The organism is Sphingobacterium suaedae (assembly GCF_042684625.1).
GTDB lineage: Bacteria > Bacteroidota > Bacteroidia > Sphingobacteriales > Sphingobacteriaceae > Sphingobacterium > Sphingobacterium suaedae.
In genome coordinates, this window is sequence record NZ_JBHULR010000003.1 from 760,029 (window position 1) to 778,869 (window position 18,841).

The window sequence follows — 18,841 nt, forward strand, 5'->3', positions numbered from 1 at the left end:
CATGCGTTCGCTCATTCTATGGACAGGATTAATTTGGACCATTGCTGTTCATGCACAAAACAAGGCCATCAACCAAACGTATTGTAATCCAATAAACCTCGACTATGGCTATACCCCAATTCCAAACTTTTCCGAATGGGGACGCCACCGGGCCACAGCGGATCCTGTGATTGTCAACTACAAAGACAACTATTACCTCTTTAGCACAAACCAGTGGGGCTATTGGTGGAGTGCTGATATGAGCCAGTGGACCTTCCGGCCCCGCAAATTTTTACGTCCGTGGAACGGCGATGTCCACGACGAATTGTGTGCTCCCGCGGTCGGAGTAGTCGGTGACACCATGTTGGTTTTCGGCAGTACCTATACCGATAAGTTTACCATTTGGATGAGCACAAACCCCAAAGATAATGTGTGGAAACCACTTGTCGATAGCTTTGAAATCGGCGGATGGGATCCCGATTTTTTTACCGACAGCGACGGACGATTTTATATGTATAACGGCAGCAGCAACCGCTATCCGCTGTATGGCATTGAACTAGACCGGGCCACGATGCGCCCAAAGGGTACGCGTAAAGAGTTGCTGTACTTAGAAGATTGGCGGTATGGCTGGCAACGCTTTGGTGAATATATGGACAATACGTTTTTAGACCCTTTTCTGGAAGGTGCCCATATGACCAAACACAACAACAGGTATTATTTTCAGTTTGCCGCGCCGGGGACAGAGTTTAGCGGTTACGCCGACGGGGTCGCCGTTGGCGATTCTCCGCTTGGTCCGTTTACCAAGCAGTCGGATCCGCTCAGCTATAAACCCGGCGGCTTTGCACGGGGAGCCGGACATGGATCAACGTTTCGTGACAAACATGGTCAATATTGGCATGTGTCGACAATCGTCCTTGGTGTAAAAAACAACTTTGAGCGCCGGCTAGGCATATGGCCCACGTACTTCGATCAAGAGGATCTGATGTATAGCAACACCGCTTTCGGCGATTATCCACACTATCTCCCCGACCACAAAGAGGCGGGGCAATTTACTGGTTGGATGCTCCTTAACTATAAAAAACCTGTTACCGTATCTTCTACCCTTGGCGCCTATGTCGCCAATCATGCGGTAGACGAAAGCATGAAAACCTATTGGAGTGCGTCCTCGGGCGGGCGGGGAGAATGGATCACAACCGACCTCGGCGATGTGGCGACCGTACATGCCATACAGATCAACTACGCTGATCAGGATGTCGATAGCGCTTTCTTAGGAAAAAGAACCGATATCTATCACCAATACACGCTATTGGCTTCGACCGATGGCAAAAAATGGCAGACCATCGTGGACAAAAGTGCCAACAAGACCGACGTACCCCACGACTATGTCGAATTACCTGCGCCAACAAAAGCGCGGTATATCAAATTGGAGAACGTGCACATGCCGTCCGGCAGATTTGCAATCAGTGGCCTTCGCGTATTCGGAAAAGGCAACGGTACTGCACCGAGGGCCGTCAGCCAATTTATGGTCATGCGTACCGAAAAAGACAAGCGCAGTGCCTGGATCAAATGGAACCCCGTTTCCGAAGCATATGCGTACAACATCTACACCGGTCTAGCTCCCGACAAACTGTACAATTGCATCATGGTACATGATGCCAACGAATACTATTACAAAGCGATGGACAGCCAAAAACCGTACTATTTCTCCATTGAAGCAATTAATGAAAATGGGGTATCGGAACGCTTTCCGGTAGTAAAAGTAGACTAAAAATAGAGAATATGAGAAAAATAGCGATATGGATGCTCAGTGTCGCCACGACCTGCAGCGTGAGTGTGAAGGCTCAAACAGACCCGAAAATGGACTCCTTCATTTCCGGACTCATGGGCAAGATGACCGTGGAAGAAAAAATCGGTCAGTTGAATCTTGTGACCGGCGGTGAAGCGGTAACGGGATCTGTGGTGTCCACGGGTGTCGAATCCAAAATCAAAGCCGGGCAAATTGGCGGCATTTTCAGTATGTCGTCTCCAGCCAAAATCCGGGCGGCCCAAGAACTGGCTGTCAACAACTCACGGTTGGGCATTCCGATCATCTTTGGCATGGATGTGATCCATGGCTACAAGACGATGTTTCCCATCCCCCTTGGTCTAGCGGCAACATGGGACATGAACCTCATCCGGGAATCGGCCCGCATCGCGGCCGTCGAGGCGACCGCGGATGGGCTGAATTGGACCTTCTCCCCTATGGTCGATATTTCCCGTGACCCACGTTGGGGCCGCATTTCCGAAGGAAGCGGCGAAGATACCTACCTAAGTGCACGCATCGCCTCCGAGATGGTCAAAGGATACCAAGGCGACGATTTGGCTGCGAACAATACGTTAATGGCTTGTGTTAAACACTTTGCACTATATGGTGCCGCCGAATCCGGACGCGACTATAATACAACGGACATGAGCCTCCACCGCATGTACAACGAGTACCTCCCTCCCTACAAAGCAGCATTAGATGCCGGTGCGGGGACAGTCATGGCTTCGTTTAATGACATCAACGGTGTGCCCGCAACAGCCAATAAATGGTTGCTTACGGACCTGTTGCGAAACCAATGGGGATTCGATGGTATGGTCGTGACCGACTATACCGGTATTAACGAATTGGTGGATCACGGATTAGGCAACCTACAGACCGTTTCGGCACGCGCCTTACAAGCAGGTGTACATATGGATATGGTAGGCGAAGGTTTTTTGACCACGCTGAAGCAATCCCTCGACGAAGGAAAGGTATCCCCAGCGGAGATCGATAATGCCTGCCGGCTCGTGCTAGAAACAAAATATAAACTCGGCTTGTTCGACGACCCCTACCGCTATTGCAACGAAAAACGGGCAAAAGACAATATATTGACACCTAACCACCTGGCCAAAGCGCGGGAAGTGGCCGCAAAATCCTTTGTCCTTTTAAAAAATGATCAACAGACTTTGCCATTAAAGAAGAGCGGGATCATCGCCTTAATTGGGCCCTTGGCCGACACGCGTGCCAATATGCCCGGGACTTGGAGTGTCAGCGCAGATTTAGCCAATACGCCAAGCTTGCTGGAAGGAATGCGAGCAGCGTTGGGCGATAAAGTTAAGGTGGTGCATCACCTAGGGGCCAACCTCTTATCCGATGCGCAATATCAGGAACGAGCAACGATGTTTGGCCGAACAATACCGAGAGATGAACGTCCCGAGCAAGAGATTATTGCGGAGGCACTCCAGGTGGCGAAATCCGCTGATGTCATTGTGGCGGCACTTGGCGAATCATCCGAAATGAGCGGCGAAAGCTCGAGCCGCACGGATCTGGACATCCCCGCCACACAAAAGAGATTGCTGGAAGCCTTACTGCAAACAGGAAAACCGGTGGTTCTTGTCCTGTTCGCAGGAAGACCATTGACATTAACTTGGGAAAATGAACACGTACCAGCTATACTAAATGTGTGGTTTGGCGGAACAGAGACCGGGAAGGCAGTTGCCGACGTTCTATTTGGCGACGTCAATCCTTCCGGAAAACTTCCAGCCACATTCCCCCAGAACGTCGGACAGATACCGTTATATTACAGCGCAAAAACTACAGGACGTCCATTAGCGGAAGGCGCATGGTTTCAAAAGTTCCGGTCGAATTACTTAGACGTGACCAACGAACCGTTATTTCCTTTTGGTTACGGACTAAGCTACAGTTCATTCACCTATAGCGACATCCAATTAAGTCAAACCAATTTATCCCCCGGTGAGAAAATAACCGCCACGGTTACCGTGAAAAATAACGGGGCATTTGATGGCGAAGAAGTGGTACAACTGTATCTCCGTGATATCTACGCATCGATCACCCGGCCCGTAAAAGAACTCAAAGGATTCCAAAAAATATTTTTAAAAAAGGGCGAAAGTCGAAAAGTCAGTTTTGAAATCGGCGTAGATGATCTCAAATTTTATAATAACGAACTACAATGGGTGGCTGAGCCTGGGGATTTCAAACTCTTCATTGGCGCCAACTCAAGGGATGTGAAAGAAGCACAATTCTCGTTCAACTAAACAAGTTATTCGGTTGGTTAGTGGAAGCCGTTCTCCCGCACAGGAGGCGGCTTCTTTTTTTGAACGGTGATACGGCCACGCCATGTAATCCTTATCCATGCTGTTAACTGGTCAGCAGGCCAGGACGTCACCCATCCGCTCCTGCCGTACGATTTCAATAAAATCCAATCAATTTCGTAAAATATTCTTTTTTAAGCATTTGTCCAGGAGACCTATTCGAGTCTTGTTCGATGCCTGTTCGGGACGTGTTCGATGCTTGTTCGGGACGTGTTCGAGGCTTGTTCGACTGCTCTTCGGCTGCTCTTCGGCTGGTTGTCGAAGGCCCGTCGAACAACAGTCGATCAACAGTCGACCGAGAGGCAATGCTGTCTCGAAGTTGTGTCGGAGTAGAGGCCTAGTTGTGCGGGAGTTAGAACGGACTTGAACGGACTTGAACGGACTTAAACGGACTTGAACGGACTTTAAGAAAGTAGAAAAGGGTTTAGAGCGAAAGGGAATTAGTTTCTCAAAAATAAATAGTTAATAGGTTAGAAGCAAACCAAATTAAAAAAACTAATCCCTGTTCCCGGAGGACAGCGGCAGAAACGACGTGAACAGTTCGAAGTCTGGAAAAGCGCACTTGTTATCCGTTTTGTCTGTCACACAACATGTATTCAATAACATGACATACGGTATCCCATGTCTCCTAACTTCCTACATGCTACTGGGGCAACTCGGTGGGGATGGCAGGATTCGTCAAATTGTCCATCCGTCAGGAATCCCGTCCCTATTACAGCATGTGTCGGGGCTCCTGCTGATCGGCATCGTTCCTATCTAACGCTTAGAAATTAATCTCATCGGGATTCAATCCAGAAAAACCTGTCGTAGGGAGTGCTTTGATGGCTTCCATGTCGTCGTTTCGAATCGTGAATCTTTCAAAGTGAAGATTGTAGCGTATGTTCTTCGGGTTCGTAGATTTCGGCAATACCACAAAACCTTCTTGCAGAAGGAACTGTAAACACAATGTAGCGACAGAAACGCCATAAGAAGAAGCAATGGCCAATAGGGATTCGTTCTGCAGCAAACGCCCAGAACCGATCGGACTCCATGCTTCGACCACGATCTCCTGTTTTTTGCAATAATCTACCGTCTCCGTCTGCAGGTATCCAGGGTGAATCTCCAACTGATTCACCATCGGTTTAATCGTCGCGTTATCCAAAACAGCTTCGATGTGATGCTTTAGAAAATTACTTAATCCAATAGCTTTGACTTTACCTGCCTGATAAAGTTCTTCCAATGCCCGCCAGGTATCTGCATTTTCCTGTTGTGCATTTTCGCGTGTAGGATTAGCGGGCCAATGAATGAGATAAAGGTCTAGATAATCCATTTGCAATCGTGATAAAGAAGTCTCAAACGCCCGAAGGGTATTGTCATAACCACGATCGTTGTTCCAAACCTTCGACGTAATAAATAAAGACGAACGATCGATGCCGTTCTTTTTAATCGCCTCCCCGATTTCCTGTTCATTTTTATACACTGCTGCCGTATCTATATGGGTATACCCAGCCTGCAGGGCGTGTTCAATTACCTCGTGCACTCCTTCCGTCAATTGCCAGGTTCCAAAGCCCACCGCCGGTATTTCTACACCATTATATAATTTCTTGATGTCCATGTTGTGCCTATTTTATCTGCAGCTTAAAATTAGTAGAAATCCATGTAAATACCGAATCAACGCATAGAAAATCCCTGATTTTTCTTATTTTTACCTGCTTTGTAAAGCAACTACACTCTATCGAATCAAGCTATTTTTATCGTAAATGAGCGAAGAAACAAACTTTCCAGCAGAAAATGAAGATCCAAACGCGTACGGTCAGGATCAGGAACTGAACAGTACGACGATCCCGCTGTCGGGACTCTACGAAAACTGGTTTCTCGATTATGCTTCCTACGTGATCTTAGATCGGGCTGTCCCCCATATCAACGATGGTTTTAAACCTGTACAACGCCGTATTCTACATTCGCTGAAAGAAATGGACGATGGTCGGTATAATAAAGCGGCCAACGTCATTGGGAACACCATGAAATATCACCCTCACGGGGATGCCTCCATCGGAGACGCCATGGTACAGCTCGGGCAGAAAGACTTACTGATTGATTGCCAGGGAAACTGGGGCGATCCTATCACGGGCGACTCGGCAGCAGCGCCACGTTATATCGAAGGGCGCCTATCCAAATTTGCCAATGAGGTGGTATTCAACCCCGATACCACGGAGTGGCAGCTCAGTTACGACGGTCGGAATAAGGAACCGGTCACCTTGCCGGTCAAATATCCGTTGCTCTTAGCGCAGGGTGCAGAAGGAATTGCAGTTGGTCTGGCGACTAAGATCATGCCGCATAACTTTATAGAACTGATCGATGGATCGATACAGGTATTGAAAGGCGAACGGCCTAACCTCTTTCCCGATTTTCCAACGGGCGGGTCGGCAGATGTGTCCAATTACAATGAAGGCCGTCGTGGTGGAAAGATCCGGGTGCGGGCTACAATTGAAGAACGGGACAAAAAAACATTGGCCATTACGCAGATACCCTTTGGGACGACTACCGGCGGATTAATCGAAAGCGTGGTCAATGCAAACGACAAGGGTAAGATAAAGATTAAAAAGATCGAAGACAATACGGCGGAGAACGTAGAAATTATCGTACACCTGGCCCCCGGCATTTCTCCGGATGTGACCATCGATGCACTGTACGCATTTACAGCGTGTGAAACATCGATTTCGCCCAACACATGCGTCATTATAGACAACAAGCCGCATTTCATGAGTGTGAACGATGTCCTAATCGCGAACACGAAGCAGACAAAAGAACTGCTTAAACGCGAGCTGGAAATCAAATTACACGAACTTCAGGAAAAAATATTCTTTAGCTCTTTGTTGAAAATATTTATTCAGGAAGGGATGTACAAACATCCGGATTATGAAAATGCAGGCGATTTTGATACGGTAGTCGTCGTGTTAAACAGCCTCTTTGAGCCTTTCTTCCCACAATTTTACCGAGAAATCCTACCGGAAGACTACAAGCGACTGATTGACAAACCGATGAGCAGCATCACGCGCTTCGATGTCAGTAAGGCAGATGAACAAATGCGGGCTTTAGAGCAGGATATCAAAGAAGTCCGCAAACACCTAAAAAACCTGACGGAGTATGCAATCGACTGGTTTGAACACCTCCGTAGCAAATATGGCAAAGGAAGGGAACGGAAAACGGAAATCCGTGTTTTTGATAAGGTGGAAGCAGCGCAGGTTGCGCTGGCCAATGCAAAATTATATGTAAACCGTGCCGAGGGTTTTATTGGAACGGGCATGCGCAAAGACGAGTTTGTCTCGGAATGTTCAGATATCGACGATATTATTGTTTTCCGCAGCGACGGAAAATACGCCATTACCAAGGTGCAGGAAAAGGTATTTGTCGGCAAGGATATTATCCATGTTGCCGTGTTCAAAAAGGGAGACGACCGAACGATTTACAATGCCATCTATAGCGATGGAGGAACAGGGACAAGCTATATCAAGCGTTTTGCCGTAACGGGCGTCACGCGGGACAAAGAATATGATATCACAAAAGGCACAAAAGGATCGAAAGTGCTCTATTTTACGGCGAATCCAAATGGGGAAGCAGAAGTTGTAAACATTCAATTAAAACCCCATACCAAGCTACGAAAGCTAACCTTCGATCAGGACTTTGCAGAGATAGCGATCAAGGGAAGGGCCTCGCAAGGAAATATTGTCTCGAAATTTCCCATAAAAAAAATCACGTTCAAAAATGCAGGTGTTTCTACACTTGCCGGACGCAAAATCTGGTTTGACGACGTCTTACGCCGGCTAAACGCCGACGAGCGAGGACGTTACCTCGGCGAATTTGACGGAGACGATAAGATCCTTTTGGCTTACCCAGACGGCACTTACGAGTTTTCCAGCTTTGATTTGAGCAACCACTTTGACAGCCAGATCCTCCGTATGGAAAAATATACTACGGATCACGTGTATACCGCTGTTCATCAAGACGGAAAATCTGGCACGTATTACGTAAAGCGATTTAAGTTCGACGATCAACCAATCAGCAAACGGGTGTCTTTTATTAATGATACGCCGGGCTCAAAATTAATCCTCTTAACCAACGGTGAAGCCCCCGTCGCACGCATCGATCTGCTCAAAGGGAAGACACAAGCGCCGGAATCGTTGGATCAACCGCTGAACGAGCTGATTGACGTGAAGGGTATGAAAGCGCAAGGGAATAGACTTTCCTTTCACACGGTCAAAGCCGTCACGCTGTTAACGGACGAAATAGACCTCGCCGCGACCAAAGTACCCGTACCAGAAATCGAACCGTCAGCAGGTGACCCGGATAAGGCGAACGAACAGAAGCCTGAACAGGCCCTGATCGAAGATAGGCCGACTGCAGAAAACCTTACGAACGAGTCATCAGCAGAATCCGCGCCGGCAAACGATGTTAGTTTTGAAATTACAAATCCGGATGACATCAATCTGGATGACTCGGGGCAGACTTCCCTGTTTTAAACAAAAAAAGCGCAGATGATCTGCGCTTTTTTTATGCTGTACGGAATACCTTTACAAGAGGCTTAATTCGATCGTACCCAAATCGGTAGCCACGCCATTTTCTACAACGACATTGTCGATGGTCTTGTCTGCATACAAGCTGTTTTCGGCCTCAATAAGGATGGTGTATGTTCCATCTGCTATTCCCGGAAAATAAAACTTCCCATCCACATCGGTCACGGCACCAATGCGTTCGTCTGTACCGATAACCGCGTAGATTTTAGGAGCCGCAATAACCGGGAGAACGATTCCCTTGATCACGCCGGAGACAGCGTTTGGAATCGCGCGGACCACAGGTTTAAGGACATATTTACCATTTCCCGTGGTTGTGATGGATGTCGCAACGTCAAAATCCAACAATAAGGTGTAGGCAACATTGGGCACCAATTCTTCCTGTACTTTTATTTTAACACCGGAACTCTGTCCGCTTGGTGTTTCCAACGGATAGGTTACGCCATCAACCGTTACGGTATTACCCTCGTCATCCAAGACCAAACGCACCTCCTGCAACTTACCGGAAGCCACCAAATCCGTAGCTAACAAGGTATCTTTGCCCATGGAAAACGCTAAAATATCAAATGGCCGATTATCGTCAACATCGATACTCGTCCGTCCATTGGCCGTCAGAATTTCGACCTCACCCACATTCAAATGTACCGCATCATACTTACCGGGCGCGTCTGTCATCTTAACCGACACCGGTGTCCTGCCTTCACCCGAACTACCATCACTTTCGCAAGCACTCAACCCCACGAGTCCTAGCAAGCAAAAAAACAAATTCCTTTTCATGTTGTCGTGTATTTTTGATTCATATCCTTCTGCTAAGCAAAGCTAATGCCAATGTAATAAACTTGTTATTAAATCGTCACTTTCGCTAAACAACAGCGTATCGGAATAGACATTGATGCACAACGAAATGCATCGGAGAAAAGGTTCAGGAAACGAAAGAATCGTGCTGGAACGCTACATGCCTTTACTTGGGCCATGTTGTTGTATACAAAAAAAGGACACCGCTCGTGGAACGGTGCCGATAGCTATCCTGCGGTGCATAGTTCGGCACACTGAATTCCCGTAACGTATGGGATGTGCCCGTCGAACGATAAAACACCTACAGGCTACGATGCCTGATAATCCTTTAGGAATTTCTGTAATTTGGGCGCGATGACCGCTGCACAAAATGGATTTTCGGGATTTTGATTAAAATAATCGTGATGGTAATCTTCCGCTTCCCAGAACGTCTCTGCAGATTCTACAGTTGTGACTATCGGATCAGCAAATACCTGCTCTGATTCCAATTGCTGAATAAACCGTTCAGCCGCTACTTTTTGTTCGTCGTTATGGTAAAAAACCACTGACCGGTACTGGGTACCCACATCGTTCCCTTGTCTGTTTAATGTCGTCGGATCATGTGTTTTGAAAAACACCTTTAAGAGGTCTTCGAAGTTAACCTCTGTCTCGTCGTAATCTAATTGTACGACCTCCACATGATCCGTATCGCCGGCACACACTTCTTTGTATGTCGGATGATCGGTTTTGCCGCCCATGTAACCGGGCAACACCGTACGTACACCTGTTGTGTTTTGGAAAATTACTTCCGTACACCAAAAACAACCGCCTCCAAATGTAGCTTTCATCTTAACCTTTCTAAGTAATATAGCTCAAAAATAACAAAATAAAATCTGTGATGCCACAGTCATGCTCGGATATGACGCTTTACAGACAACGACGGCTGTAGGTTAACCCGCAGGAAAAATATGTTTTCCTTTGATGATTAAGTCTTGCCGCTCTTTATGGCAAACCGCATATGTAAAGCCAGACTGCAACGCGTAAGAACCATATTCTCCTTTTTTATTGAGGGCCAGAAATCCGACCTGGATCTCTTTAGCTGTCGCCGGCTTTTTCTTTACAATGCGTTCTACCGCCTCTTTACACGCCTCTTCTGGAGGATACCCTTGACGCATCAGTTCAACAACCAAAAAGCTTCCCACCGTGCGAATGACTTCTTCTCCAACCCCCGTTGATGTGGCTCCGCCGACTTCATTATCCACGTACAGGCCAGCCCCGATAATGGGACTGTCTCCGACCCGGCCACGCATTTTGAATGCCATGCCGCTAGTAGTGCATGCCCCAGACAGGTTGCCTTGTGCATCTAATGCCAACATACCGATCGTATCGTGGTTATATTGATTCCCCGGCAACCGCTCTGTGTTAAACGACTTATTCTCAATGTTCATGATGGGCTTATATTGCTTTTCTTTAAGCCATTCTTTCCAAGCTTTTTCTGAAGAAGGGATCAATAGGTTTTCGCGTTCGAATCCGTTTTCCAAAGCAAACTGTAACGCCCCCTCTCCTACGAGCATCACATGCGGCGTTTTTTCCATCACCAGACGGGCTACCGATATCGCGTGTGTCACATGCTCCAATGCCGCCACGGATCCGCAATTACCCAACTCATCCATGATACACGCGTCTAATGTCACATGTCCGTCGCGATCTGGATAGCCTCCTTTCCCGACGGTCGGATTCGATAAATCTGCCTCTGCCACTTTCACGCCTTGCTCTACGGCATCCAGTGCTCTCCCATTCGTTTGAAGCACTTTCCAGGCAGCTTGATTGGCCGCTACACCAAAGTCCCATGTGGAAATCACGATCGGGCGAATTCCCGTTGCCGCTGCCGGCGATGCGAAAAGATCTCCGATCGAACTCGCAGCGACTGCACCAACAAAAGATTGTTTTATAAATTGACGTCTAGAACCCATATAGTATATTGTCTACGTTGTTTTGCCTACAATATTACAAAATTCCCGATATTCTTATGCTAAAACGTTTAGAATAGGCGGATGGGCAACCCAAGAATGTGTTTATACATCCGTTCAATGGTCTCTTTTTTTGCTGATTAATACAACATTACGGTTACAACAAGAAAAAAAACGCATTTTTTTCGCAGCATATTAGCGTTTTTGGTCTATATTCGTATAAACAACAGTACTAACATGAAAAACCTGCTTCGAAAAACCGCATATGTAGCAATCTTAGCTAGCAGCACGTTCGCGGCGACGGCTCAAATAGATTCTACCGTCTACTTTCAATTGCAGAACACCTTAGCTCAGGTACGGGCAAACTACGCGCCCGATAAACGAACCAAATTTTTGGAACTCGCGGACACGCATGTCGCTGCAAACAACTATACCATCGTCTTGAGCGACTCATCACTTAAAGAAAAACTTCAACCTAAATTATCGACTATCCCCGCTACGATCCAACTACGTGTATTACCGGACGAATCCATAGGTAAAAACATACAGGGTATCGTCAATCTGTCTGTGGCCAACCTACGCACGAAACCCAGTCATGCCGCCGAGATGGCCACACAGTTGCTGCTTGGCACCGCGGTAGACATCCTACAAAAGGAAGGTGGTGATTTCCGCGTACGCACACCGGAAGGTTATATTGCATGGGTGCCTACCTCTTCGATCGTGCCCGTATCTGCGGAGGAATTTTTAGCTTGGAAGCAACGCCCGCGCATCATCTATATCCAAGAATTCGGCAAATCCTATTCGGCTCCCGATCAAACAAGTCAGCGCGTCTCTGATCTGGTATATGGAGATGTATTGTCCCTGATTGAAGAACAACAACAATTTTATAAAGTCGCTTACCCGGATCAACGCATCGCGTATTTGCCAAAAAATGAAGGTATGCTTTTCGACGATTGGCAAGCTAGCAGAAAGCCAACCGCAGCGAACATCATCGCCAGTGCCAAATCGATGTTGGGCCTTCCCTATCTTTGGGGCGGAACGTCCGTAAAGGGTGTAGACTGTAGTGGATTTACGAAAACCTCCTATTTTATGAATGGCTATGTTATTCCACGTGACGCGTCGCAACAGGTATTGCATGGCGAACCAATCGATATTTTGGATGCAGATGGCAATTTTGAACCGGATAAAGCTTTAAAAAATCTGCAACCTGCTGACCTGTTGTTCTTTGCCGGAGGCAAACACACGGAGCCGCAGGCCCGTGTTACGCACGTGGCACTATATATAGGCAATGGACTGTTTATCCACGCCGCAGGCACAGTACGCATCAACAGCATGCTTAAAGGCGCCCCGAATTACGATGATTTTCAGACCAGGACGGTAGTGGCCGCCCGACGTTATCTCGGCAGTCAGGACGAAGCGATCCAGCCTGTTACAAAAAATACATACTACAACTAATCCATCATACGATATGCCCCTCATTCAAGAATCGACCAAAACCATGGGAAAATTTACGCTTCGCTTCCGACCGTATACATTGGAGATGCGACACGTTTTTACGGTAGCGTCCTACAGTCGGACCACCACGCCGGTCGTACTCACCGAACTGGAATATGAAGGTGTGATTGGTTATGGAGAAGCGAGTATGCCTCCTTATTTGGGGGAGTCTCAGGAAAGTGTTATGTCTTTCTTGGCTCGTGTCGACCTCTCGGCATTTTTATCTCCCTTTCAAACGGAAGATATCTTACAGTATGTCGATGCGTTGGCCGACAAAAATACAGCAGCAAAAGCGGCTATCGATATCGCGTTACACGACTTACTCGGCAAGTTAATGGGACAGCCCTTCCATAAGATATGGGGACTAAACCCATCCGATATCCCTCCCACATCGTATACCATAGGCATCGATACCGAAAACGTGATTCGTAAAAAGGTATTGGAGGCTGAACAGTTCAAAATACTTAAAGTGAAACTTGGACTAGAAACAGATAAAATGATCATTGACACTATCCGATCGGTAACCGATATACCGCTATGTGCAGACGTCAATCAGGGCTGGAAAAGTAAAGAGCAAGCCCTGGAAATGACGCATTGGCTAGCCGAACGGAATGTCGTTTTCCTGGAACAACCCATGCCCAAGGAACAAATAGACGATATGGCTTGGCTTACGGAGCATTCGCCTATCCCAACGATCGCAGATGAGGGATGTCAACGGTATTCGGAAATCGTCGGTTTGAAAGGTGTTTACACCGGCATTAACATCAAACTGATGAAATGTACGGGAATGCGCGAAGCAAAAAAAATGGCTGAATTAGCCCGTGCACTGGGTATGAAGGTGATGCTCGGCTGCATGACTGAAACCTCATGTGCCATAACTGCCGCGGCACAGTTAGCACCATTGGTAGATTGGGCCGATTTAGACGGCGCTTTATTAATAGGAAATGATATCTACGATGGCATGCAAGTTGTCGACGGCATGTGCCACCTACCTGACCGCCCAGGCATTGGTATTGTCCAAAAAAAGGAAAGCAACCAATAGGTTGCTTTTTTTATCTCGTTCTGCCGATATACGAGGAAATTGAACAAAATTCAACAAAACTAATGTTTTAAACACTATAATTTTATCAGACCGGAATTATACGGTATATTTAACTTACACATTATCTAACTATTATGAACAGACACTTACTAACCTCCCTCTGTGTTGTCGCCTGTAGTGCCCTACATGTCGTCAATGCGCAGCAGACGTCCGTTGCGGGAAAAATTACCGGCGCCGATGGCAGTCCGATCTCTGGTGTAACAATCACCATCAAGGGGACAAACCAAGGCACTTCTTCCAACGAGAGCGGGCTTTTCAGCATCAATGCACATCCAAATGCCGTTCTTGTTATCTCAGCTGTCGGTTATACCGATCAGGAAATCAGCCTGGCAGGCCGCAAGACGCTCCATGTGACCTTGCAATCGGATGAAACCTCGCTAGACGAAGTCATGGTGGTTGCCTACGGAACGGCTAAAAAAAGCACGTATACCGGGTCGGCCAAAGAGATCAAGGCCAGCGATATCAATGATCAACCCAATGCTTCTTTCGAAAAGGCATTAACTGGACGAGTTGCGGGTCTTCAAGTCACCACGACATCTGGTCAAGCCGGAGCTACCCCATCACTTAGAATACGCGGCATAGGATCTATAAGCGCATCAAATGAGCCGCTGTATGTAATTGACGGTGTTCCAGTTATATCCGGACAAACATCCCAGTTGGGAGATTACATTGCCAATAGTAACAATGTCATGAGCACCCTAAATCCGAACGACATCGAATCTATAACGGTACTCAAAGACGCAGCCGCTTCATCGCTTTACGGCTCAAGGGCTGCAAACGGTGTGGTCATTATCTCGACGAAGCGTGGGAAAACGGGAGCTCCTAAAATCGATATCAAGTCGTCTGTAGCGCTTAGCCCATCTTGGGCAACAGATAATTACGAGAGTGCTTCTGTACAAGATCAAATTGATGTTCTCTATAGCGTATTATTTGACTCGAGAAAAGCTGCCGGATTGTCTGACGAGGCAGCAAACACATGGGTTTTAAACCGGTTTAACAATAACTTCGGCAAACATGGTTATCAGTTTTCCACAAGTGGTACGACCATGTGGGAAGAGGTGAAAATAGCCGGACGTACGGATGGGATAGACAACCGAGAGGGAAAATATTTCGACTGGAATGACGCATTATTCAGGACGGGGGTTTTCAACTCAAATGACATTGCGGTCAGTGGAGCCAATGAGAAAACCAATTACTATTCTTCGTTGAACTATACGTCGGACAAAAGTCGGGCTATTCTGAACAATTACAGCCGTGTCTCCGGCCGCGTGAACCTGACACAAAAAATTGGCAAGATGCTCGAATTCGGCTCAAACATCAATTTAGCGAGAACGAAATTAGTGGGCATGAACGACACACGAAATACGAGTACGAGTTATCTTTTTCAGACGAGAAACTTACTGTGGCCGTTCTATTGGCCGACAGATTATAAAACAGGGGATCCTTGGACAGCCCGCTATGGAAGTTTGGCCCAAAATCAACTTTATTACAATAATGAATGGGACAATTCTTCAAACATATCAAAGATATCTGCCATTGAATCAATAACTCTTCGTCTTTTACCTGAACTAAACCTCAAGACCATCTTTTCGTATGATGAAACGGAGACAAAGGATCATATCTACTACAGTGCAAAACACTATACAGGCGCGACCGATAATGGGTCAGTCAGTGAAATGTCCACCAATATTCAAAAATTGGTGTCTTCGACAACAGCGAATTATACTAAAAATTTTGGACGTCACAACATCGGTATATTAGCTGGTTTTGAGGCAGAAAAGAATACAACCGACTATATCCGTGCGACGGGAAAGGATCTCCCGAACTCGACACTCCCAACGGTATATACCGCAGGTTCTTTAGATGCTACCGCGTACGCATGGGGAAATACCATGATGTCCGTTCTATCACGGGCGGAATACAACTTTTCAGAGAAGTATTTCGCTTCCGCATCGTTTCGTAGAGATGGATCGTCGCGGCTGAGCCCCGATTCGCGGTGGGGAAACTTTTGGTCTGTTTCTGGAGCATGGACCATTTCGCAAGAATCGTTTCTCAAGGATATTTCGACCATTGATCATTTGCGGTTAAAAGCGTCGTATGGCGTAAATGGAACGTTGCCTACCGGCGATTTTGAGTGGCGCCCTTTGGTTGGCTACGGCTCGAAATATATGACTTTAGCAGGCGGGGGCCTAAGTAATTCTGCCAATCCGAATCTGTCTTGGGAAAGAAATTACACAACCAATGTCGCCCTTGAATTTAGTCTTCTGGAAAGCAAACTTTTTGGATCAGTGGAGTATTTTAACCGAGATTCTAAGGATCTTATACTGGGGGTACCTCAATCTCTGATCACAGGATTTGGATCGTCCACCAGAAATATCGGACAAATCAACAACAAGGGAATCGAAATCGAAATTGGATCGGATTTAATAAAAAAGGAAAATTTTAAATGGACACTCTCGATCAACGGTAGCCACATAAATTCCAACGTTATCGCGCTGAATGAAGATGAAGATATTATTTGGAGTGATCCCACGGGGGGAGATGCGCGTACGCGGTTCATTTTTAGGGAAGGGCAATCGACACTTGCATTTTTTGGTTTAGAATGGGCAGGCACCGATCAAACAAACGGAAAAAATGTTTGGTATGTGAATGCACCTGATGGAGCAGGCGGAGATTTCGACTTCAACGGAAGAGCTGCAACGTACGACTATACAAAAGCCAACCGTGTCATCATCGGGAACGGAAATCCGCAATTCTATGGAGGTATCAACTCGGATCTGACTTATCGCAATTTCAGTCTGGGCTTAAATTTAATTTACAAAATTGGTGGAGACCTTTACGATGCTGCTTCGCGCGATGTTGCAGACGATGGATATTATTGGGAACGTATACGATCTCAGTACTTTGTGGACAATACCTGGAGCCCATCGAATACGTCCGGAACACTTCCTATGGTTTCGGGACGGGATCTCGAAGATGTAAATCAAATTAGCAGCAGACATTTATACGACGCGTCTTTTCTGCGACTAAAAAACATTCAGTTAGCTTACAAAATTCCGAGCAGCATCACCAACCGTCTAAAAATGGGGACGGCAAGGGTTTATTTCAACGGAGCAAACCTGCTTACAGTGTCAAAATTTAAAAATGCAGACCCTGAAGTCAATCAATACAGTAGCAGAGGATGGGAAGTGCCCATTGCCAAAACGTATACGTTCGGTGTTGACTTTTCTTTTTAACCATAAATTGATCGAGACATGAAAAAAATATTCTTAATATCCTGTTTTGTTTATACACTAGCATCATCGTCGTGTAGCGATTTTCTAGATGTCAAACCAACTACTTCTGCAGACGCGGGGACAGCTATTGAAACTGCGGCAGATGCCAAAGTTGTCCTTAATGGCCTCATGAGCAAGTTAGCAAGTGCATCCTACTATGGACGTAATTTTCCGCTATATGCCGACAGCAAGGGTGGTGATTTAACCATTACGTCTCAAGGGAGAGGGTATGACTACCTATACGTGTTCAATCATAGCGAATCTTCGAATAGCTATTCCTCCATTTGGTCTCAAGGTTATCACTGCCTGGCACAAGTCAATAACCTTATTGAGTCTATAGAAAAATTGAAAACTGCCGGCAGCACAGAGGATTTCGATAATTACTTAGGTCAGGCCTTGACCGTTCGTGCACTGATTCATTTCGATCTTGTTCGTTTGTATGGTGAACCATACAACGAAAATAAATCAGCGTTGGGCGTACCTACGGTTACTAAGTTACTGAACGGCGAAGCGCAAGAACTCCGAAACACGGTCGATGAAAACTACAAACAGATCGTCGATGACTTGACATCTGCCGAACCGTTGTTGAGTAAGGCAAAGGCAAATGGTTTTATCAATTTCTTTGCAAATAAGGCATTGCAAGCGCGCGTGTACCTTTATATGGAGAACTATACGGAATCCTTGGCCGCAGCAGAAGAAGTTATCCAAGCGGATATATACACCTTATATGAAAACAGCCAATGGGCAGAGTCCTGGTCCACCGAATTTGGAACAGAATCCATATTTGAACTGGGTGTATATCCGAACGAAGGCGACTTGGGAAATTCGTCGTTGGGAGCCATGTACAGAAAGGCCGGTCATGGGAGTTCGAGCATTTTAGGATATTTTACGGCAAGCACGTCATTTTTAGATAAGTTATCGGAAGATGCCGATGATGTACGTTGGTCTATCATGGCAGCAGATGAATTGAGCGAGACTTCAACACATCCCGGAAAACGTTTAGGTGCTAGCTACAAGTATAGCGGAAGCACAGGTTTGGCCGGTGATAAGAAGTCTGCCAACAGTACAGCTGTAAACATTAAAGTAATCCGCCTCTCGGAACTCTATCTGATCGCTGCTGAAGCCGCATTAGAAAAGAATGCTCCAGATAGACAGAAGTCGGCGAATTACCTAAACGAAATCCGAAAACGGTCTCCAAATCTACCTGCCGCAAGCGCAGCTAACATTACAATGAATATGATTGAAGAAGAACGCAGTAAAGAATTGTTCACCGAAGGGCATCGTTTTTTCGACATGATACGTTGGAATAAAACGATCACATTTGACGACGATCTGGGCGCCATCTCTACGATTCATCGGGAAAAGAGTATAGATAGAACATTCTATAAAACTATTCTTCCCATCCCGTTAGACGAAATCAATGCTAATCCCGCTATTGAGGGACAACAAAATCCAGGATATTAAGTTCGCACCGCGACCACTATCCCAACGCAGGGTTTCTTAGCGAAATCTGGCCAAACGACCTGCTGTGTCGTCGGCCAGATTTTTCTTTTTGTTCGTATTGGAACATGATCTTTCCTT

Annotated in this window: 12 protein-coding genes; 8 read left to right on the plus strand and 4 right to left on the minus strand. The window is 46.5% G+C overall.

What is annotated here, in order from left to right; all coding sequences use genetic code 11:
• Position 1 precedes the first annotated feature (1 nt).
• The 3 genes from ACFSR5_RS06725 to ACFSR5_RS06735 all read left to right on the plus strand — a co-directional run bounded on the left by ACFSR5_RS06725 (position 2) and on the right by ACFSR5_RS06735 (position 4,855).
• Positions 2 to 1,747, plus strand: coding sequence for a family 43 glycosylhydrolase (locus tag ACFSR5_RS06725; RefSeq protein ID WP_380901998.1), 1,746 nt, complete (start codon positions 2 to 4; stop codon positions 1,745 to 1,747).
• An 11-nt stretch (positions 1,748 to 1,758) separates the two neighbouring features.
• Positions 1,759 to 4,038, plus strand: coding sequence for a beta-glucosidase BglX (gene bglX, locus ACFSR5_RS06730; protein ID WP_380902000.1), 2,280 nt, complete (start codon positions 1,759 to 1,761; stop codon positions 4,036 to 4,038).
• A 589-nt stretch (positions 4,039 to 4,627) separates the two neighbouring features.
• Positions 4,628 to 4,855, plus strand: coding sequence for a hypothetical protein (locus ACFSR5_RS06735; RefSeq protein ID WP_380902002.1), 228 nt, complete (start codon positions 4,628 to 4,630; stop codon positions 4,853 to 4,855).
• Positions 4,856 to 4,858: 3 nt separating this feature from the next.
• Here ACFSR5_RS06735 and ACFSR5_RS06740 read toward each other — a convergent pair whose 3' ends face one another.
• Positions 4,859 to 5,689: an aldo/keto reductase gene (locus tag ACFSR5_RS06740; RefSeq protein ID WP_380902004.1), complete on the minus strand. Its 831-nt coding sequence runs from the start codon at positions 5,687 to 5,689 to the stop codon at positions 4,859 to 4,861.
• A gap of 145 nt (positions 5,690 to 5,834) precedes the next feature.
• On the opposite strand from ACFSR5_RS06740, the gene ACFSR5_RS06745 reads away from it, so the two are divergent.
• Positions 5,835 to 8,594, plus strand: coding sequence for a DNA gyrase/topoisomerase IV subunit A (locus ACFSR5_RS06745; RefSeq protein WP_380902006.1), 2,760 nt, complete (start codon positions 5,835 to 5,837; stop codon positions 8,592 to 8,594).
• Positions 8,595 to 8,645: 51 nt separating this feature from the next.
• Here the strand turns inward: ACFSR5_RS06745 and ACFSR5_RS06750 are convergent, their stop codons facing one another.
• From ACFSR5_RS06750 to ACFSR5_RS06760, 3 genes are all read right to left on the minus strand, one after another.
• Positions 8,646 to 9,422, minus strand: coding sequence for a DUF4382 domain-containing protein (locus ACFSR5_RS06750; RefSeq protein ID WP_380902008.1), 777 nt, complete (start codon positions 9,420 to 9,422; stop codon positions 8,646 to 8,648).
• 326 nt (positions 9,423 to 9,748) lie between these two features.
• Complete coding sequence (msrA, locus tag ACFSR5_RS06755; RefSeq protein ID WP_380902010.1) at positions 9,749 to 10,267, minus strand: peptide-methionine (S)-S-oxide reductase MsrA; 519 nt, start codon at positions 10,265 to 10,267, stop codon at positions 9,749 to 9,751.
• Positions 10,268 to 10,369: 102 nt separating this feature from the next.
• Positions 10,370 to 11,392, minus strand: coding sequence for a N(4)-(beta-N-acetylglucosaminyl)-L-asparaginase (locus ACFSR5_RS06760; protein WP_380902012.1), 1,023 nt, complete (start codon positions 11,390 to 11,392; stop codon positions 10,370 to 10,372).
• 234 nt (positions 11,393 to 11,626) lie between these two features.
• Here ACFSR5_RS06760 and ACFSR5_RS06765 point away from each other — a divergent pair, with 234 nt between their 5' ends.
• The 4 genes from ACFSR5_RS06765 (at position 11,627) to ACFSR5_RS06780 (ending at position 18,724) form a co-directional block, all read left to right on the plus strand.
• Positions 11,627 to 12,844, plus strand: a complete 1,218-nt coding sequence (locus ACFSR5_RS06765; protein WP_380902014.1) for a C40 family peptidase — start codon at positions 11,627 to 11,629, stop codon at positions 12,842 to 12,844.
• A 43-nt stretch (positions 12,845 to 12,887) separates the two neighbouring features.
• Positions 12,888 to 13,925 (plus strand): dipeptide epimerase, encoded by a 1,038-nt coding sequence (locus ACFSR5_RS06770; RefSeq protein ID WP_380902016.1) that lies wholly within the window; start codon positions 12,888 to 12,890, stop codon positions 13,923 to 13,925.
• Between the two features lie 134 nt (positions 13,926 to 14,059).
• A complete protein-coding gene (locus ACFSR5_RS06775) occupies positions 14,060 to 17,221 on the plus strand; it encodes a SusC/RagA family TonB-linked outer membrane protein (RefSeq protein WP_380902018.1) in 3,162 nt (1,053 codons plus the stop codon).
• Positions 17,222 to 17,239: 18 nt separating this feature from the next.
• On the plus strand, positions 17,240 to 18,724 hold the full coding sequence (locus ACFSR5_RS06780; protein ID WP_380902020.1) for a RagB/SusD family nutrient uptake outer membrane protein: 1,485 nt from the start codon (positions 17,240 to 17,242) through the stop codon (positions 18,722 to 18,724).
• Positions 18,725 to 18,841: the final 117 nt, after the last annotated feature.